Source organism: Streptomyces sp. NPDC019224, from assembly GCF_040632605.1.
In the GTDB taxonomy this organism is placed as follows: Bacteria; Actinomycetota; Actinomycetes; order Streptomycetales; family Streptomycetaceae; genus Streptomyces.
Map to the genome: position 1 here is coordinate 67,351 of NZ_JBEYCF010000016.1, position 18,691 is coordinate 86,041.

13 protein-coding genes are annotated in these 18,691 nt (G+C 71.2%); 5 read left to right on the top strand and 8 right to left on the bottom strand.

The annotated features are described in order from the left end of the window. The first annotated feature begins 378 nt into the window (after window positions 1-378). Window positions 379-2,259 (top strand): right-handed parallel beta-helix repeat-containing protein, encoded by a 1,881-nt coding sequence (locus tag ABZ564_RS13285; RefSeq protein ID WP_360854372.1) that lies wholly within the window; start codon window positions 379-381, stop codon window positions 2,257-2,259. 171 nt (window positions 2,260-2,430) lie between these two features. After that, a complete protein-coding gene (locus tag ABZ564_RS13290; protein ID WP_360854375.1) occupies window positions 2,431-4,863 on the top strand; it encodes a glycoside hydrolase family 95 protein in 2,433 nt (810 codons plus the stop codon). A 103-nt stretch (window positions 4,864-4,966) separates the two neighbouring features. Here the strand turns inward: ABZ564_RS13290 and ABZ564_RS13295 are convergent, their stop codons facing one another. Continuing rightward, window positions 4,967-5,932: a sugar-binding domain-containing protein gene (locus ABZ564_RS13295; protein WP_360854378.1), complete on the bottom strand. Its 966-nt coding sequence runs from the start codon at window positions 5,930-5,932 to the stop codon at window positions 4,967-4,969. A 232-nt stretch (window positions 5,933-6,164) separates the two neighbouring features. Here ABZ564_RS13295 and ABZ564_RS13300 point away from each other — a divergent pair, with 232 nt between their 5' ends. Then, complete coding sequence (locus ABZ564_RS13300) at window positions 6,165-7,841, top strand: serine/threonine-protein kinase (protein WP_360854381.1); 1,677 nt, start codon at window positions 6,165-6,167, stop codon at window positions 7,839-7,841. A 27-nt stretch (window positions 7,842-7,868) separates the two neighbouring features. Here ABZ564_RS13300 and ABZ564_RS13305 read toward each other — a convergent pair whose 3' ends face one another. From ABZ564_RS13305 to ABZ564_RS13335, 7 genes are all read right to left on the bottom strand, one after another. Further along, window positions 7,869-9,323, bottom strand: coding sequence for an FGGY family carbohydrate kinase (locus ABZ564_RS13305; RefSeq protein ID WP_360854384.1), 1,455 nt, complete (start codon window positions 9,321-9,323; stop codon window positions 7,869-7,871). Next, complete coding sequence (locus ABZ564_RS13310; protein ID WP_360854387.1) at window positions 9,320-10,276, bottom strand: transketolase C-terminal domain-containing protein; 957 nt, start codon at window positions 10,274-10,276, stop codon at window positions 9,320-9,322. Before ABZ564_RS13310 ends, ABZ564_RS13305 begins: the two co-directional genes overlap by 4 nt. Continuing rightward, window positions 10,273-11,169 carry a transketolase gene (locus ABZ564_RS13315; RefSeq protein WP_360854389.1) on the bottom strand — a complete coding sequence of 299 codons (897 nt, stop codon included), beginning with the start codon at window positions 11,167-11,169 and terminating at the stop codon, window positions 10,273-10,275. The genes ABZ564_RS13310 and ABZ564_RS13315 overlap by 4 nt, the downstream gene beginning before the upstream one ends. Continuing rightward, window positions 11,166-12,209, bottom strand: a complete 1,044-nt coding sequence (locus tag ABZ564_RS13320) for a TIM barrel protein (RefSeq protein WP_360854392.1) — start codon at window positions 12,207-12,209, stop codon at window positions 11,166-11,168. Before ABZ564_RS13320 ends, ABZ564_RS13315 begins: the two co-directional genes overlap by 4 nt. A gap of 197 nt (window positions 12,210-12,406) precedes the next feature. Continuing rightward, entirely contained in the window at window positions 12,407-12,613 is a 207-nt protein-coding gene (locus tag ABZ564_RS13325) for a hypothetical protein (RefSeq protein ID WP_360854395.1), read from the bottom strand. Window positions 12,614-12,787: 174 nt separating this feature from the next. Further along, complete coding sequence (locus ABZ564_RS13330) at window positions 12,788-14,743, bottom strand: beta-L-arabinofuranosidase domain-containing protein (RefSeq protein ID WP_360854398.1); 1,956 nt, start codon at window positions 14,741-14,743, stop codon at window positions 12,788-12,790. An 8-nt stretch (window positions 14,744-14,751) separates the two neighbouring features. Next, window positions 14,752-15,483 carry a GntR family transcriptional regulator gene (locus ABZ564_RS13335; RefSeq protein WP_360854401.1) on the bottom strand — a complete coding sequence of 244 codons (732 nt, stop codon included), beginning with the start codon at window positions 15,481-15,483 and terminating at the stop codon, window positions 14,752-14,754. A 457-nt stretch (window positions 15,484-15,940) separates the two neighbouring features. On the opposite strand from ABZ564_RS13335, the gene ABZ564_RS13340 reads away from it, so the two are divergent. Both ABZ564_RS13340 and ABZ564_RS13345 read left to right on the top strand, forming a co-directional pair. Continuing rightward, on the top strand, window positions 15,941-17,458 hold the full coding sequence (locus tag ABZ564_RS13340; RefSeq protein ID WP_360854404.1) for a pectinesterase family protein: 1,518 nt from the start codon (window positions 15,941-15,943) through the stop codon (window positions 17,456-17,458). A 10-nt stretch (window positions 17,459-17,468) separates the two neighbouring features. After that, entirely contained in the window at window positions 17,469-18,674 is a 1,206-nt protein-coding gene (locus ABZ564_RS13345; RefSeq protein ID WP_360854407.1) for a hypothetical protein, read from the top strand. The last annotated feature ends 17 nt before the right edge of the window (window positions 18,675-18,691 follow it).

An 18,691-nucleotide genomic window follows, 5' to 3' on the forward strand; every position in this document is an offset into this window, starting at 1 on the left:
GGTCCGGAAGAACCGGCGCCGTGTCTCCCGTCCGCACCTGAACACCCTCCCCGGCCCGGCCCGGGACACCAGGAGCCCCCCGGGGACAACCGTCCCCGGTCATGACGGCCCGCGCGACGGCGCCCCCGTGCCCGCGCTTTCCCGGGCCGCACCCTTCCTGCGTCCTTCCGCGCACGTACGGCCCGGGCGGAGCGTTCCTGCTCCCCGGTGACCGGCGGGCGATGACAGACCGAACGTGAAGCCGCGATGACGTGCTCGGACGTCGTCATCGCGTGCAGGAGCACGCCCCGGTGCGGCGCGAACCCGTGCCCCGCCCGGCGGCCGCACGTCCACGGCCGAACGACAAAAGCCACACAACGCACGTGGCAAGGAGACCTCATGCCCCTCACCACCCTTGTACGAAACAGGTCAAGACTTCCCCTGCTGCTGGCCGCCGGTGCCCTGCTGGTCACCGGAGCGACACTGAACATCCCCGACGCGCAGGCGCAGGCGACCGGCTGCAAGGCCACCGACATCTTCGTCGCGCCCGACGGGAGCGACCGGGCCAAGGGCACCGAGGACAGCCCCTTCAAGACCATCGAAGGCGCCCGCGACCACATCCGTGACAAGGGCCTCAACCGCCCCGGGCGCATGCGGTGCGACATCAACGTCAATCTCCGCGCGGGCGACTATCCGGTCTCCACCACGATCGACTTCGACGACCGGGATTCGGGTGCGGACGGGCACCGGGTCGTCTACCGCTCCCACGACGGCGCAGGCAAGGCCCGTGTGATGGGCGCGGCCCCGGTCACCGGCTGGCAGGAGTACAAGGACGGCATCTACCGTGCGGATGTCGGCACGGACAAGCCCTTCTACACCCTCTTCGAGGACGGCAAGCGCGCCACCACGGCCCGCTACCCCAACCGCAAGTCCGACGACGAGTGGGCCCCCTACATGACCTCCGTGCTCTCCGAGCCGGAGAAGGAGGCCGTGCGCCAGTGGCTGTACTCCAGCCCCGGCGACTGGGACGCGAGCTGGAATCTCGACCAGGCATCGGCCGTCGTCTGGTCGGGCGGCAGCTGGAGCTGGTTCACCGACACCGTCCCGATCCGGGACTGGAACCCGGCGAAGAACCAGATGACCCTGAAGTACTGGACCCGCTACGCCCTGATGAACTCCCGCGGGGGCTCCCGGTACTTCCTGCAGAACTCGCTGGACTTCCTGGACCAGGCGGGCGAGTACTACATGGACTTCAAGGAGGGCCAGGTGTACTACAAGCCGCGGGGTGACATCAACGACGTCACCGTTCTGCGGCCCACCGTGAAGACGCTGTTCAACCTGGCCGGGCCCAGCCCGGACCGGCGCGTGCAGAACCTCTCCCTCGACGGCCTCTCGCTCCAGTACACCGACTTCGTCGACTGGTACCGCTACGGCTGGATCAGCGACGGCGACTCCGGCGAGGTGCACAAGTACCCGGAGTACGACCGGCAGATCGAGCTTCCCCGCAACCGCTTCGGCGCCGTCACGGTGACCAACAGCAAGGACGTCACCCTGTCCCGGCTGCACATCTCCGACACCGGTTACCACGCGGTGTACGCGCTCTTCGCCAACGACGGACTGACGGTCAGGGACAGCCTGCTGGAGAACATAGGCGGCGACGGCATCAAGGTCGAGGGCCCGTACCCGGGCGAGGGCAACACCTCCAACGGACACCTGCTGACCAACAACTACATCACCCACTACGGCGAACTGGTCCCCGGCGACGCGTCCGGCATCGAGCTCCAGAACACCGGTCACAACACCATCAGCCACAGCCACATCAAGCACAGCGCGCGCTACGGCGTGAGCCTCGAAGTGCGGCCCGAGGTCGCTCCCGCGGACGACTACGCCCGCGACAACACCTTCGAGTACCTGCGCATCGACCAGGCCGGCCTGGACAGCGGTGACATGGGCGCCTTCTACACCTACGGAGTCAGCAACGTCGAACCGCACACGATCGACAACCACGTCCGCCAGATGGTCATCGGTGATGTGATCCCGGACGGTTCCATGCCGGACAGCGGAACCCGCGGTGTCCACATGGACGCCGGCGGCTGCGGGTTCAGCTTCGAGGACATCGAGGTCGGCAAGACCACCGACCAGAGCTACCAGAGCTACCAGTGCAACGACGTGAAGAACGCCAACTGGGAAGACGGCTACGACGCCTCGAAGATGGAGTACGACAAGATCGGTGTCTCCGCCGACTTCCCGTACCCGCTGCCCGAGGGCGACACCCAGTGACCGGTCGCTGACCGGACACCCCGAGAGGTACGGGCCCGTCCGCGGGACCGGCGACGGCCCGACCCGGAGGGGCCCGTACCTCCGCACCCCCGGGGCGGGAGGCGCCCGCGTCCCCGCCCCGCGACCGGCACGTCACCTGCCCGCCCCGCACCACACATCTGGAGGCACCCCATGTCCGAGTTGTCCCGGCGCAACGTCCTGGCCGTTGCCGGAGCATCCGCGGCGTCGATGGCTCTGAGCGCCGGAAACGCACAGGCGGCCGGAGCGGCCGGTGCCACCGCACAGGCGGCCGGCGGCTCTGCGCACGGTCCCAACCCCATGCGCCTGTGGTACCGGTCCCCGGCGGCGGAATGGCTGGAGGCACTGCCGGTCGGCAACGGCCGGATCGGCGCCATGGTCTTCGGCGGCACCGACACCGAGCGGCTCCAGTTGAACGAGGACAGCCTGTGGGCCGGCGGCCCCCACGACTACGTCCGCCCCGGTGCCGGAACACACCTGGACGAGATCCGCCGCCTGGTGGTGGAGGAGAAGTGGAACCAGGCGCAGCGGCTCATCGACACCTCCTTCATCGGCAGCCCCTCCGAGCAGGTCGCCTACCAGGTGCTCGGTGACCTCGAACTCGCCTTCGCCGGTACGGGCGAGGCGACCGACTACGAACGCGAGCTGGACCTGGAGACCGCGGTCGCGCGCACCGCCTACACGCGCTCCGGAGTCCGCCACGTGCGGGAGGTCTTCGCCAGCAGCCCCGACCAGGTCATCGTCGTACGGATGACCGCCGACACGCCGGGGGCCATCGGGTTCACCGCCCGTTTCACCACTCCCCAGCGGGCGACCGGCTCCACCGTGGACGCGCGCACCGTCGCGCTCGACGGCGTCAGTGGCGACTGGTACGGCCTGCCCGGGTCCGTCCACTTCCGCGCGCTCGCCCATGCGCGGACCGAGGGCGGCCGCGTCTCCACCGCCGACGGCGTGCTGACCATCGAGGACGCCGACAGCGTGACCCTGCTGATCTCCATGGCGACCAGTTACCGCAACTACCTGGACGCCGGAGCCGATCCCAAGGACCGGGCCCGCCGGCACCTCGCCCCGGCGGCCGCCCGCCCGTACCAGCAGCTGCGCAGCCGGCACGTGGCCGACTACCGACAGCTGTTCTCCCGGGTCGCGATCGACCTGGGCCCCTCGGAGCGGACCGCTCTGCCCACCGATCAGCGCATCCCGCTCTTCTCGGACGGCAAGGACCCGCAGTTCGCCGCCCTGTACTTCCAGTACGGGCGCTACCTGCTGGCCTCCTGCTCCCGGACACCGGGCCAGCCCGCCAACCTCCAGGGCCTGTGGAACGACAGCCTCAACCCGGCCTGGGAGTCCAAGTACACCGTCAACATCAACTTCGAGATGAACTACTGGCCGGCCGGACCCGCCAACCTGGCGGAGTGCTGGGACCCAGCCGTACAGATGGTCCACGAACTGGCCGAGTCCGGAACCCGTACCGCCAAGGCGATGTACGACGCACCCGGCTGGGTGCTGCACCACAACACCGACGGCTGGCGGGGGACCGCGCCCGTGGACGCCGCACAGTACGGCATGTGGCCGACCGGTGGCGCATGGCTCAGCCTGATGCTCTGGGACCACTACCGCTTCACGGGTGACAAGGGCGAGCTGAGCCGCAACTACGCGGTGATGAAGGGCGCGGTCGAGTTCTTCGTCAACACGCTCGTCGTGGATGCGAAGACCGGCTGGCTCGTCACCAACCCCTCGCAGTCCCCCGAGGTCACCCATCACCAGGACGAGGGCGAGAGCGTCAGTATCTGCGCCGGACCCACCATCGACATGCAGATCCTGCGGGACCTGTTCGACGCCTACCGGAAGGCCGCCCGGGAACTGGGCCGGGACGCCGGACTCGTCGAGCGGGTCAGTGAGATCCGCGACCGGCTCGCGCCCACGCGGGTCGGATACCTCGGCCAGATCCAGGAGTGGCTGGAAGACTGGGAGGAGGCCGCGCTGGTCCGCAGCCGTCATGTGTCCCACCTGTACGGCGTCTTCCCGAGCGCGCAGATCAATCCGCGCACGACCCCCGAACTCGCCGCCGCCGCGGTGAAGAGCCTGGAACTGCGCGGAACGGCCGGCCAGGGATGGTCCCTCGCCTGGAAGATCAACATGTGGGCCAGGCTCCTGGACCCGGCCCAGGCCTACAAGCACCTGGCGGACCTGCTCACCCCCGCACGCACCGCCCCCAATCTCTTCGACCTGCACCCGCCGTTCCAGATAGACGGCAATTTCGGCGGGATCTCCGGTATCACGGAGATGCTGCTGCAGAGCCACGCCGACGAGATCGCCCTGCTGCCGGCGCTGCCCGATTCCTGGCCCACCGGCTCCTTCCGCGGACTGCGGGCCAGGGGCGGATTCGAGGTCGACCTCGCATGGACGGCGGACGGGATCACGCACGCCGAGGTGCGCTCGCTGCTCGGCAACCCGGTGCGTGTGCGGACCCCGCACCCGGTGGAGGTCGAGGGTGCCGATGCCGGCCGGCCCGAGGAGTGTGTGGTGTCCTTCGACACCCGCCGCGGCGGACGGTATCTGCTGACCTCCAGCTCCACGGGGCGCTGACGCGGGGGAGCGGCGCGACGACGGGCTGCGCCGTGGTTCCCGACCCCCGGTGGTCGGGAACCGCGGCGGCAGCCCGTGGGTTCGAACGCCGCGACCCGCCGGGTCACTTGAGGATTTCCCGCGCCACTTCGACATCGGTGATCAGGATGTTGGCCCATCTGCCGAGCATCGCACCGCGGATCGCGGCAGCCTTGTCCATGCCTCCGGCAACCGCGATCCTGCGTTCCACCGCCCGCAGCCGCTCGGGTTCGATGCCGATGAGGCGGTCGTTGAAGCGCGCGTCGACGGCGTGCCCGTCGGCGTCGAAGTACCGGGCGCACACGTCACCGACTGCCCCCAGTTCTCTGAGGTTCCGCTGGTCCTCGGGGGTGATCGCGTTGCCGGAGCGGCGCAGGAGCGGCGACGGGTCGAGGCTGCCGACCCCGAGCAGGGCCAGCGTGAGCCGGGACCACGCCTGCATGGTCTCGGCCATCGCCGGTTCCTTCGAGAGCAGATCACGCAGCTGCGGGCTGCCGACCAGTGCGGCAGACGGAGCGAACACCGGCTGGGCACCTGTCAGTTCGGCCAGGCGGCTCGTCAGGCGTGTGGCGTGCAACTGTACTTCCGGGCTGCCGGAGCCGCCGATGAGCTGGACGACCTCGTGGGCGACGGACGACGTCCTGGCCCGCATGATCTTCACGGCCTCCAGGAGCGTCGCGCTCCAGGAGGAGACCCCGATGGTGTCGCCCCCCTTGAGGGTGGCGTCGAGGTAGGTGGCGGTCGCGGCGGCGAGGGCCGGGATCACGTCCGTGCCCGGGCCCTCCACCTCGACCACGACGGCGTCCCGGAGCGTGAAGCGCTCGACCAGGGCCTCCTCGAGCTCGGCGTGGATGCCGTCGGGGGAGACGACCACCGTGCGCACCACACCACGCTCGACCGCTTCCTTGAGGAGCCGGGAGACACGGGGCTGCGACATGCTCAGCTGCGCCGCGATCTCGGGCTGCCGTACACCGCGCTCGTGGTACATACGGGCCACCTTGACCAGCAGCCGCACATGGTCGGGTCCGGGATCCGACGATCCTGCCGCCATGGTGCCTCTCTTCTCCAGGTCCGAACGTGTCCGTCGCGGTCAATGTATCGCCGGGTGAGTGCCCCGGTGAGCAGACCCCTGCCGCGTGACTCGCCGGCACGCGGGCCGGCCCGCCGACGGCGCCGCGTGCCCCGGTGTCCGCAACGGCCCCGAAGTGCTGGCGGAGCGGGGGGCATACGCCCGAGAATGATCCGGCCCATAGTCAAGAGGGCGCCAGGTCAAGGGGGTTGGTATGCGGGGGGCTCTGATCGGGGGGCGGTACCGGCTGGGTGAGCCGCTCGGCTCCGGAGGCATGGGCACGGTATGGCGGGCCACGGACACCTACCGCCAGCGCCGTGTCGCGGTGAAGACGGTGACGGGTCTGGCCGAGGGTGTGACCTCGGATTCGGCCAGCCGGTTCCGGCGCGAGATCCAGGTCGCCTCCCTGCTGCGCAACCCGCACATCGTGGAGATGCACGACGCCGGTGAGGCGGTCGTGGACGGGCGCCCGGTGCTCTATCTGGTGATGGAGGAGATCCCGGGGGAGCCGTTGAGCCGGGTGCTCGCCGTACGAAGACCCTCGCTGGCCGAGGTTGCCCGGTGGGGCGGCGAGATCTGCGAGGCGCTCGCGGCCATGCACGGGGCGGGCATCGTGCACCGGGACCTGAAGCCGGCGAACGTGATGATCGGCCCCGACGGGCATGTCACCGTGCTGGACTTCGGCATCGCCCGGCTCGACGCCACCGGCATCGACCTGACGACACTCACCCGCACCGGCCACGTCCTCGGCACCGTCGCCTTCATGTCCCCGGAGCAGGCGGGCGGTGGGGGCGACGTCGACGCACGCAGCGATCTCTACTCCCTGGGCTGCCTCCTGTATGCCACGCTCACCGGCCGGCCGCCGTTCCCCGACGGGCCCTGGCAGTTCATTCTGCGGCAGCACATGGACGAGGTGCCCGCCGCGCCGGGGCTGCGCCGGGACGGGCTTCCGTCCGCGTGGGACACCTTGGTGCTGGAACTCCTCGCCAAGCGGCCGGAGTACCGGCCGCGAAGCGCGGTGGCGGTACGGGAGCGGCTCGCGGCCCTTCCGCTGCCGCGCCCCGCCCCGCCCGAGCCGGTCCCGCCCGAGCGCACCGTGCCCGAGGGGGCGTCCGTGACGGCCGGCGCTCCCGGTGCCACCGCCGGTCCCGGCGTCGTCGGCCCCGACGAGGTGATGACGGAACGCATGACGCCCGACGGGCCGGCGCCGGGCACGGAGGGCGGAACGGGCACGGGTTCGCCGGGCAGCGTGTCCTCTGACGCGGTGCCGTCGGCCCTGAGGGCCGCAGACACCGGGACGCGTGACGCGACGGGCGGGACCGGCCGCGGTGGAGCGGCGGCCGCGAATCATCCGCCCACCCGGCTCCCGCCCGAAACCCTGGCACCGACCCGCCTGCTGTCGGGAGACGTGATCTCCCGGGGCCTGACCTGGGGGCGGCTCCTCGCCTTCCTCGCCGGTGTGGTGGTGCTGCTCGTCGGGCTGGTGGCGATCGTCCTGATCGTCTCGGGACGCGGAGCCGGCCAGGCTGTGAGCACCTCGGGTCTGATCGTGGTGGGCGGCTTCGGCGCCTTCGTCGCGCTCGGTGTCCTGTCCGGCGTGCACGGCATGTACGTCGAGGTGTGGCGGCCCCGACGGCTGGAGCGGCGGTTCCGTGTGTGGTCGTGGGCGGACGAGCGGCACGAAGCGTTCCGGGTCGTCGACCGGGCGATGCGGCGGGGCAGGTGGATCGAGGTCTGCTTCGCGCCCGAGGACGGGGGATACCTCTTCCTGGTCGTCGTCCCGACCCGGTTCGTCGAGAGCGGCTTGGTCGGAACGACGCGGTCGGGGGAGGAGCTCCTGCTTCCCGATGCCCAGCTGGTCACGGTCAAGGCCGTCCGGGAGGCCGCCTGACGGCGCTCCCTCACGACCTCTCGGTCCTCACCCACCGGGCGGGCGGATCGACCCGAGATCGCGGGCAGCGCCGAGCCTGCGTCGCCACCGGGCCCGGGCGGCGTCACGCCGCGCACGGTCCCATGCGGGCCGGCTGATCCGCAGGCGGCTGTCGGCCCGTTCCGACAGTTCGTCGAGCGTCCACAGACCCAGGCCGAGCCCGGCGAGATGGGCCGCTCCCGCGGCGGACATCTCATGGTGCGCGGTGCGGGCCACGGTCACCCCCGAGACGTCGGCCTGGAGCTGCATGAGGGCATCGCTGCGACTGAGCCCGCCGTCGGCCACCACGTACCGTGCCGCAGGGAGGGCGGCGAGTACGTCCCCGACCTGGAAGGCGACCGACTCCAGTGCCGCGCATGCCAGTTGAGCGCGGCCGGTCCCGAGATCGAACCCGGCCAGCACGGGCACCGCCCGGGAGTCCCACCAGGGAGCGCCGATTCCGCCGAAGGCCGGGACCAGCGTCATGTCACCCGCGTCGGCGCCGGCCGCGAGCCGGATCAGTTCGTCGGGGGAGGCGCCGAGAAGATCCGCGAGCCAGGTGACGGTGCGCCCGGTGGAGCGGATGTTGGCCTCATGGGCGTAGACCGTGCGGCCGGTGGACCAGGCGATGGTGGTGCACAGGTTCTCGGCCGCCCGGGGTTCGTCCGTGACGGTCATGACGGAGGAGCCGGTGCCGTACGTGGCCTTCACGATGCCGGGACGCCATCCCCCGTGTGCGAACAGCGCGGCGTGCGAGTCGCCCATCACCGCGAGCACGGGGGTACCGTCCGGCAGCGGATCCAGCCCTCGTACCGTTCCGAACGGGCCGGTGGAAGGCACGACCCGGGCCAGCGCCCGGCGCGGAATGCCGAACAGGCCGAGCAGTTCGTCGTCCCACTCGCCGGTGGCGAGGCTGAACAGCTGGGTCCTGGAGGCGTTGCCGATCTCGGTGACAGGCTCTCCCGTGAGTGCCTGCAGGAGGTACGCGTCCACGGTGCCCAGCCGCAGCCCACGGGTGCGGCCGGGGTCGTACTCGTCGAGCAGCGCAGCCATCTTCAGAGCCGAGAACATGGGGTCGAGGGGGAGCCCGGTACGCCGCCGGATGTCGTCGCCGTGACCCTCGTGGCCGAGGCGGGCCGCCAGCTCAACGCCCCGCTGGTCCTGCCAGCTGACCAGCGGGGCCACGGGCTCTCCCGTCGCCGCGTCCCAGAGGACGACCGACTCGCGCTGCGTGCTGAGTGCGATTCCGGCCACGCTGCGCGGATCGGCGTCCCGCAGGCAGTCTGCGACGGCGGCCCGCACACTCTCCAGGATCGCCCCGGCGTCCTGTTCCACGCGGCCGGGGCCGGGGTGCGACTGTGTCAGCGGGATCACGGCCCGGGCGACGACATCTCCGGCCGCGTCGAGGAGCAGGGCTTTGGTGGAACCGGTGCCCTGGTCGACAGCGAGCAGACGCGGTTTCATCGGGCCCGTCCCAGGGCCGATCGCGCGGCGCCGGCGATCCCCTCGGCGTTGAGGCCGAAGTGGTCGAGCAGGAACGACGCACTGCCGGTCGGCGCGAAGCCCGGAACACCCAGCATCCTCACGGGTACGGGATGGTGTTCGGCCGTCACTTTCGTGACCGCGGCGCCGAGCCCGCCGGAGAGCAGTCCTTCCTCCGCGGTGACGATGGCCCCGGTCTCCCGCGCGGCGGCGACCACGGCGGCCTCGTCGAGCGGTTCGACGGACGCCATGTTGAGAACGCGGGCCGACACGCCCTCCGCGCCGAGGACGCGGGCGGCCTCCAGCGCACGCGAGACCATGGTGCCGACGGCGATCAGAGTGACGTCCCCGCCCTCGGCGAGGCGCGTGGCCCGACCGGTGTCGAACCCCGTGCCCTCCGGCATGACGGCGGGCACCTTGAACCGGGGGACGCGGATGTAGACGGGTCTGCCCGACGCGGCGGCGTAGCGCACCGCGCCACGGGTCTCGGACGGATCGGCCGGAACGATGATCTCCAGGCCGGAGACCGCGCGCATCCACGACAGATCCTCGATCGAGTGATGGGTGGGGCCCAGTTCGCCGTACGCCATGCCCGGGCTCTGGCCGCACAGGACGACATGCCGTCGGGTGTAGGCGATGTCCGCCTTGATCTGTTCCAGCGCGCGACCGGTGAGAAACGGCGCGGCGGCGGACACGAACGGGACGAATCCCGCATTGGCGAGCCCCGCGGCGACACCGACCATGTCCTGCTCGGCGATGCCGACATTGATCAGCCGGGTCGGGAACTCCTCCCGGAACCGTACGAGGTTGCTGGAGCCGACCGAGTCGTTGCACACCGCCACGATCCGCTCGTCCGCATGCGCCAGGGCGGTCAGCTCGGCGGCGAAGTCCACGCGGCAGTCGTACAGCACCTTCTCCCGCGCCAGGCTGTTCACCGGCCCAACTCCGCGAGTCCGAGGCGTACCTGTTCGTCGGTGGGTACTTTGTGGTGCCACTCGACCCGGTCCTCCATGAACGAGACGCCCTTGCCCTTCACTGTCTGCGCGATGACCGCGACGGGGCGCCCCGTGGTCGACGGTGCGTACGCCTCCTTGATCGCCCGGTGGTCGTGACCGTCGATGACGCGGACCTCCCACCCGAAGCTCTCCCACTTCGCGCCGAGGGGTTCCAGGGCCGAGGTGTCCTCCGTGCGGGCCCCCTGCTGGAGCCTGTTCCGGTCCACCACGGCGGTGAGGTTCGCGAGGCCGTAGTGGGCGGCCGTCATGGCTGCCTCCCAGTTGCTGCCTTCCTGCATCTCGCCGTCGCCGAGGACGACGACGGTTCGCCAGCTCTCCCCCCGCAGGAGCGAACCGAGCGCGATGCCGGTGGCGATGGGGAATCCATGACCGAGCGGACCGGTGTTGGTCTCCACTCCGGGCACCTTGAGCCGGGCGGGGTGGCCGTTCAGCGGCGACAGCGGTGCCATGAACTCGCGCAGCCGGGCCCGTGGGAAGAACCCGCAGGAGGCGAGCGTCGAGTACAGGGCCGCGGCGCAGTGTCCCTTGCTGAGCACGAACCGGTCGCGCTGCGGGTGGTCCGGCTCGTCCGGGTGCATGCGCAGGGTCCCCCACAGAGCGGTGACCAGCAGATCGGTGACGGAGAGGTCGCCGCCGACATGCCCCATCCCCGCCGCCTGGATCGTGGTCAGGACATCGCGTCGTACGGAGGCGGAGAGTCGGGCGAGTTCGGCGGCTGCCTCGGTGGGCGAGGCGGCGCGCAGGCGCGCGCCGGTCCGGTGGTACGCCCGGGCCGCGGGCGCGTCGACGGCGAGCGGGGCGGTGGCGGTCACGCGGGCTCGCTCTCCGACTCGGCGAGGGCACGGAACAGTGCCCGCTTCGCGATGCGCTGGGCACCGAGCGCGTCCTGCGAGGCCTGAGCGGCGGCCAACGCGTCGCGGTCGAGGTAGCCGAGGGCGCGGTGGAAGGCGCGCATCGTGCGGATGCCGGCGCGCGCGGCCTCGACGGGGTCCTCGCGGAAAGGGAACTGGTCCAGTTGCCACACCCCTTCCCACCCGGCGTCGTGCAGGGCGAAGAAGAACTCGAACGTCTCGAGGAGGTGGACGGATCCGACGACCATGTCGTCGTCCCAGCCGCGGAAGTTGTCGTTGACGTCGATGGCGAAGAGCTTCGAGCGGGCGATCGCCATCCGGGCGGCCTCCGCGGGGGTCTCGCCCCCGTACAGGGAGTGCCCGAAGTCGAGCAGCACCCCCACGTTGTCCACTCCCATGTCCTCGATGGCGAGAAGGGTCCGCGCGACGGAGGAGAAGACCATCCGGTTGCGGGGCTCACGCGGCTTGTACTCGATGGCGAAGTTCAGGTCGGGGAAGGCCTGGGCGAGTTCGCGCAGCGCACCCACCGACTTGGCCCACAGGTCCGTGTAGTCGGCCTGGAAGGGGTAGTCGTACCCGTCCTGCCCCGGCCAGATCTTCACGTACTCGACACCGAGCTCGCGCCCCACCTCGGCGGAGGCGGCGACCAGGTCGATGGCCTGGCGGCGCACGGCCGGGTCGGGGTTGGTGAAGCCGCCCCTGGCGAACCTGCCGGTGTAGAACTCGGGGGTCACGGCGATGGCCCGCAGCTTCTGTTCGGCCAGTGCGTCCCGTACCTCGGCGGTGCTGATGTCACCCGGCGGGAAGGGCCAGTTGAGGTCCAGCACGGACAGGTCGCCGACGGCGCCGGCCAGCGCGATGGCGTCCAGGACCGTGCGGGGTTCGCCGTATCCGTCGGTGGCGTACCGGTCGACGTAGGTGGCGAAGTGCCAGACGCCGGCGCCGTAGACCGGTTCACCCGGACTCGGTGAGTGAATATCTATGCGTGGGTGAGTGGACATGCACATCAACGTACGAATGTGCGTCGAGTGCGTCAACCCCCCGTGCAGCGACAGCTGTTGGTCGCTGATCGGCAGGTCCGGGGGAGCCTCCACGGGTTACGGCGCGCCGTCCTGGAGGCGGCCGTTGACCATGACGTGCCGCATGGTCAGGTCGTTCACGGACTGGAGGAGGATGTCCTGTGCGGCGGCGTCGAAGGTCAGGCGCTCACGGCGGCCCGGACGGCGGCGGTGCAGTCGGTGGCGCCGTCGCCGACCGCACCGTGGTCGGTCACGGGGAACCAGGCGTCGGGGAAGCGGGGGCCGCCGCGGTCGGCGGCTGCCGCGCCGCCGGAGTGGGCCAGCGGGAGCGCGGCGGCGGCCAGGGCGCCGAAGCGGAGGAGTTGTCTGCGTACCGGATCACTCATGGGTGTCTCCTTCGGTGAGATGGGCAGGGGGCCGCGGTCGCTCCACCGCCCGCGAGAGGCGTCCGGCCACCGGCCGTCCGGTCGAGGCCGACGGCGCCGAGGCGCTCCGTTCCGGAGGGATGCCCGGTGCCCTTCGGTGCTGCCCGCGCGCCGGCTACCGGCCGGGAGGGGGGTTCAGGCGGAGGCAGGTCCCGGGTCCCCGGCGTACAGCGGCATCCAGACGCGCATCGCGCCGTCACCGCGGTTGTCCCACAGGTGGTAGGGCACTGCGGTGGCGGTGACCGGCCGTGCGGTGTCCGCCGCGGCCGGGCCGCCGAGCGTGCGGTAGGGGAGCCCCGCCTCATGGGCCCCCGACACGGCGAGAGCGGGGGCCCGGAGGGTGACCGCGGGGCCCAGACCGTCCAGATCGCCGTGCGCGACCTCCTCGAAGACCGTGTCCGGGAGGATCGCCAGGTCGTCCACCTCGACGCCGTCCTGCTGGTCCGCCTGCTCGAAGCAGTAGACCAGCGGGCCGCGCTCGACGGCGGCACAGCCGCGCACCGCGTCGACGCGCGGGTGCGGAAGCGTCAGCCGGGGGGTCATGTCGAGATGCAGTACCACGGTGTCCCCTGCCCGCCACTCACGCTCCACCACCGCGTACCCGTCCTGGTCCGGGGTGACCGCGACGTCCTTGTGGTCCGGGGTGTCCAGCCGGGTCCGGGCGGACCACGGCGGGACCCGCAGCGCCAGCGCCCACGATCCTTCGGGTGCCTCGGCGACGGTGATCGCGACCCGGCCCTGCCAGGGGTAGTCCGTCTCGACGCGCAGCGCGATCCGGCCGCCGGCGAAGGGGGCGGCCAGGGAGAGCGGCGCGTACTGGTGCAGATGCAGGGCCGGCACACCGGCGTGCTCGGAGACCGTCGCGGCGTAGTGTTCGAGGGAGGCGACCAGCCGGGTGACCGCCGGCGGACAGCAGGCGGAGAAGAACCACTCGTCGCGGCAGCGGGGATCGCCGACCGCCTCGGCGTGGTCGGACCGGCGCTGGAGCGGGTTGCCCTTGTAGTACGTCCGGCCGTCGGCCGAGCGCGCGGCGGCGAAGGCGTTGTAGAGGGTGCGCTCGATCAGGTCGGCGTACCGGGCCCGGCCGGTGGCCAGCAGCAGCCGCCAGCTCCACTGGATGCTCGCGGCCGACGCGCACGTCTCGTTGTACGAGAGGTCCGGCGGGAGTTCGTACCGTTCGCCGAACACCTCGCCGACCTGGCGGGAGCCGAGACCACCGGTCAGGGACGTCCGGGCGGCGACCATGTCCAGCCAGCGGCGCTCCGAGGCATCCAGGAGGGAGGCGTCGCCCGTCTCCGATGCGAGGTCGACGACCCCCGCCTCCAGATAGAGGCCCCGCACCGCGTGACCGGTGACCGTCGGCGCCTCGCGCACCGGCAGATGGTCCTGACGGTGCCTCGTGCCGTGCTTGTGCGCGCCGACCAGCCCGCGCCCGCGCCGCTCCACGAAGACGGAGGCCAGCGCGAGATGGCGTTCCTCACCCGTCGTCCGGTACAGCTCGACGAGCGCGGTCTCGATCTCGGGATGGCCGTCCAGTCCGGGCCCCTCGTCCTCCAGGAACACATCGGCGAGGTGGTCCGCGAACCGGCGCGCGACGTCGAGCAGCGCGGTGTCGCCGGTGGTGCGGTGGGCGGCCACCGCGGCCTGTATCAGATGGCCGGCGCAGTACATCTCGTGGCTGTCGACCAGCCGGGTGTAGCGCTGATCCGGCTGCTGCACGGCGTAGGCGGAGTCGAGATAACCGTCGTCCCGCTGGGCGCGGGCCAGCAGCCGGGTCGTGTCCGCGAGGAACCCGGCCAGATCGGGGTCGTCGGTCGACCCGAGTTCCCAGGCCGCCGTTTCGAGGACCTTGTACACGTCCGAGTCCATGTAGACGGGACCGCGGTGCTCCCCGACAGCCTCCCCCGCGGCGATCCGGAGATTGTCCAGATTGCCGGCGCGCTCCAGCCACTCCCGGGCGAGCGGCAGGCTGACGGCGCGGTTGACGTCGCGCCACCGGCGCCACGGTCCGCCGGTCAGCTCCGCTCGCTCCAGCGTGAGCGGACGGTGTGCGGTGCGCGCGTTGCTGGTGGGTACCGCAGGTCCCGACATGGTCTCCCCTAGATGGTGGGACGGGCGAGGAAGGCGATGGTCTGGTCACGCACCCGCAGGATGTGTGCCTCCAACAGGTCCCGGGCCGCCGACCGGTCGCCCCGTTCCAGCGCGTCGACCACGGCGCGGTGCTCCGAGACGGCACTGTTCAGCCTGGACGCGGTGATGGGGGCCTCCATTCCGGTACGGGTCACATGGATGCTGAGATGCAGGTCGTCGTGGAGCTCCAACAACCGCGGGAGTCCACCCAGTTCCACCATGGCGCGATGGAACCGGCCGTCGTTCTCCCGGAAGTCGATGTAGCGCGTGTGGTCCTCCACCGACTCCCGGGCCAGGACGTCTGCCTCGTCCACGAGTTCGCGCAGCCGGGCCGGCGGCTGCCGGTCGGTGCGCTCCCCGAAGAGGCGCAGGGCGTGCGATTCGAGCATCAGCCGCAGCTCGAAGAGTTCGTAGATGCTGGACAGCGAAGGAATGGCGACGGTGAAACCGGCGACGGGGTCGTAGGCGAGCAGGCCGCGCTCGTAGAGACGGCCCACCGCGCTGCGCACCGGGGTACGGCTCATCCCCAGCCTCCGGGCGAACTCCCGCACCGGAACCGGCTGGCCGGGAGCGGGGTGCTCCTTCGTCAGCCAGTCCACCAGCGCCTTGCGTGCCCGGTCCTCCAGGCTCTCCTCTGCCGTGACGGCTATCGACGACGTAGCCGGTTCGCGCAGGGTCGAATCCGCCTTCGGTGGGGTCATGCCGTCCTCCTGGCACTCCGTGACTGTGGTCCGGGCCACCGTACCGTTCGTCCCGCACGCCCGTGACGAATGGTATGCCACTGGTAGGCCAACTGTCCGCCGGTTGGGCGAGATCGGTCCGGCAGACATGTCGAAGGCCGCTGTCGGCGCGCACCCGGGGCGGTCTCCCACGGCGGCCGCGCACAGGGGGAGTGCTGCTATCCGGGATGCGACCGGACCGGACAGCCGGGGGACCCCGCGCCGCCGCGACCATCGGTTCCGAGGCGGATCCCGTCCGGACAGGTGCCGGACCATGGTGAAGCGGCCCGGTCGGTCCGGCTGGTCCGCCTTGTCCGCGTCGGTCCCCAGTCGTCGTGCGGGCCGTCGTTCCGGCGCTGCGCAAGGGGTGTTCACCCTGCGGGTCATGTGCTTCCATCGCTGGCATGCCATAGGTATGCCGGGATGAGGAGCCGCTCCCATGCAAACGAAATTACGTCAGCTCGTTGCCCTCGTACGACCGGTGCGCCGCGCCGGTTCCGTCCTCGCCGTCCTGCTCGCCTCGACGGCCGTGCCCCTGCCCGCGGTGGCCGGGGTCCTGCCCGACACCCCCGTAGCGTCGGCCGCAGTCGCCCCCAGCGGCACAACACACGCCGTCTGCGCCGACACACCCCTGCGCCTCACCTTCGACTCGGACGTCCGGGTCGGAACCGCGGGCCGCCTGACCGTGCACCGCCCCGACGGCAGCGCCGTCGACACCATCGACCTCGCCGACCCGGCCTCGTACCAGCGCCTCATCGGCGGGGCACGCTCCGACTACGGCGAACCGCATCGCTGGACCTACGAGCCGGTCGTCGTCGAGGGCCGCACCGCCACCGTCCTGCTGCACCGTCCCCTGGAACCGGGGAAGCAGTTCTACGTCACCGTGGACCCGGGCTTCTTCGAAGGGCACGCGGGTATCACCTCGCCCCGTACCTGGCGGTTCCGCACCGCTGCCCCGCCCCGCCCGGGAACCGCGGAGCTGCGCGTGGACGCAGACGGTGGCGGCGACTTCTGCACCGTGCAGGGCGCCGTCGACTTCGTCCCGGAGGGGAACGAACAGGAGACCACGATCGATGTGGCCCCCGGCACCTACCGGGAGATCGTCTACATCGGCCAGAGCCGGCCGCACCTGCGGGTGAACGGCTCCGGAGCAGGGCGCACCGTCGTCGCCTACCCCAACAACAGCGTGCTCAACGGCGACTCCGCCATGGCCGACGTGCCCCCGGAGCAGAGCTACTGCCCCCGGCGGGTACTGCCGCAACCGGACCGGTTCAACTGCTGGCGTGCCGCGTTCGGCGTGGACGCCGACGACTTCCGGCTGCGGAACATCACCGTGCACAACCTCACCCCCGACGGCGGCTCGCAGTCCGAGGCGTTCCGGGGCAACGGTGACCGCATCGTCCTGGACCGGGTGCGCATCCTCAGCCACCAGGACAGCCTCCGTCTCCAGGGGCGCGCGTACGTGACCGACTCGTACATCGAGGGAGACGTCGACTTCGTCTGGGGGACCGGCGGCGTGTTCATCCGTGACTCCGAACTCAAGGCGCTCGACCTCGGATACATCAGCCAGGTCCGCAACGCTCCCGACGGGCCGGGCGTGGTCTTCTCCGGCACCCGGCTCACCCGCGCGCCGGGCGTGGCCGACGGCAGCGTCCTGCTCAGCCGCATCGACAGCCGCTTCCCCGCCAGCCAGGCCGTCTTCATCGACACCGCCATGGACGCCCATGTGGCGCCCGTCGGCTGGGGCCTGACCGGATTCGACTGCACGACCGGTCAGCAACTGCGCTTCTGGGAATACGGCAGCACGGACCTGCGCGGGGCTCCGAAGGACACCTCGCAGCGACTGTCCTGCTCACGGCAACTGACCGAGGCCGAGGCGCTCACCTGGCGCGACCCGGCGACCCTGCTGGACGGCTGGGACCCGTCCGCCACGACCGGCCGCGGCCGGGGAAACTGAGGTGCCCACCATGCCGAACGTCAGCCGCAGAGCCCTCCTGGGGACGGTGGGCGCCGCCGCGACCACCGCCGCCCTCGGAACCGGCACCGCCCGGGCGCAGAGCGCCGCGCCCGCGGCCGGCCCCGCGCGCCCCCGCCCGGTGGCGCCCGTCAACCAAGAGGTGGCCGCCGCCCACAGCATCGACTACAAGGTCCTGCCCCAACAGGTCGTCGGGGTCGACGTCGAGCAGTTGATGACCGTGCACACCGAGGCGGACGTGGAACGGCTCCGCGCCCGACTCGTCGCTGAGGTCTGGAAGTCCGCCGACGGCCGGCTGCCCGACACGCTGCCCGAGGTCGAACAGGGCGTCGTCGTACCGGAACTGCCCGCCTTCACCGGGCTCCGGCGCGTCGACCGCCTCACCGTCACCCTGCCGTACGACCTGAAATCCATCGTCTACCTGCTGCTGCCGCGCCGCCCCGCCGCCCACGGGCGCTTCGCCCTCTACCACAACGGACATGGCGAGACGCCCGAGACCATGCACCGCACCGCACAGGCCCTGGTGGGCGCCGGATACGGCGTACTGCTGTGCGCCATGCCGCTCTACCACTGGAACCCCAAGCAACTGCGCAGCCCCACGGACCCGGACACCTTCGTGACCCCGGAGAACCACAACGACTTCAGCACCTGGGAGAGCGCGGAGTTCTCCACCCTCCGGTTCTTCCTGGAACCCCTCACGGTCGCCGTCAACCACGTCACCCGGACCTATCGGCCCCCCTCCCTCCAGATGATCGGCCTGTCCGGCGGCGGCTGGACCACGACGGTCTACCCGGCGCTCGACCCGCGCATCACCCGCAGCTACCCGACGGCCGGATCGCTGCCGTTCTTCCTGCGCTCCGCACCGCCCAAGCCGAGCCCGACCACGGGAGACTGGGAGCAGCGGCTCGACCGGCACCCGGTCTTCTACGGGATCAGCGACTTCCCCGACATCTACGCGCTGGCCTCCGTCGGGCGGCACCGCCGGCAGATGCAGATCCTCAACCGGTTCGACGCCTGCTGCTTCAACGGCGTCGGCCACCGCAGCTACGAACCGGTCGTGCGCCAACGCATCGAGGTGATCGGCAACGGCCACTGGGAGCTCCTGGAGGACGCCACACACGGCGAGCACACCATCAGTCCGCACGCCCTCGACGTCATTCTCTGGGACCTCGACGTGAACTGCTCCGACGAGCCCTGAACCGCCCCGCCCCCACG

Bases quoted from the DNA above. Each gene is read 5' to 3' on its own strand.
- ABZ564_RS13290 (WP_360854375.1), top strand. From the start codon at position 2,431: ATGTCCGAGTTGTCCCGGCGCAACGTCCTGGCCGTTGCCGGAGCATCC.
- ABZ564_RS13320 (WP_360854392.1), bottom strand. From the start codon at position 12,209: ATGTCCACTCACCCACGCATAGATATTCACTCACCGAGTCCGGGTGAA.
- ABZ564_RS13340 (WP_360854404.1), top strand. From the start codon at position 15,941: ATGCAAACGAAATTACGTCAGCTCGTTGCCCTCGTACGACCGGTGCGC.
- ABZ564_RS13295 (WP_360854378.1), bottom strand. From the start codon at position 5,932: ATGGCGGCAGGATCGTCGGATCCCGGACCCGACCATGTGCGGCTGCTG.
- ABZ564_RS13335 (WP_360854401.1), bottom strand. From the start codon at position 15,483: ATGACCCCACCGAAGGCGGATTCGACCCTGCGCGAACCGGCTACGTCG.
- ABZ564_RS13305 (WP_360854384.1), bottom strand. From the start codon at position 9,323: ATGAAACCGCGTCTGCTCGCTGTCGACCAGGGCACCGGTTCCACCAAA.
- ABZ564_RS13325 (WP_360854395.1), bottom strand. From the start codon at position 12,613: ATGAGTGATCCGGTACGCAGACAACTCCTCCGCTTCGGCGCCCTGGCC.
- ABZ564_RS13300 (WP_360854381.1), top strand. From the start codon at position 6,165: ATGCGGGGGGCTCTGATCGGGGGGCGGTACCGGCTGGGTGAGCCGCTC.
- ABZ564_RS13330 (WP_360854398.1), bottom strand. From the start codon at position 14,743: ATGTCGGGACCTGCGGTACCCACCAGCAACGCGCGCACCGCACACCGT.
- ABZ564_RS13285 (WP_360854372.1), top strand. From the start codon at position 379: ATGCCCCTCACCACCCTTGTACGAAACAGGTCAAGACTTCCCCTGCTG.
- ABZ564_RS13345 (WP_360854407.1), top strand. From the start codon at position 17,469: ATGCCGAACGTCAGCCGCAGAGCCCTCCTGGGGACGGTGGGCGCCGCC.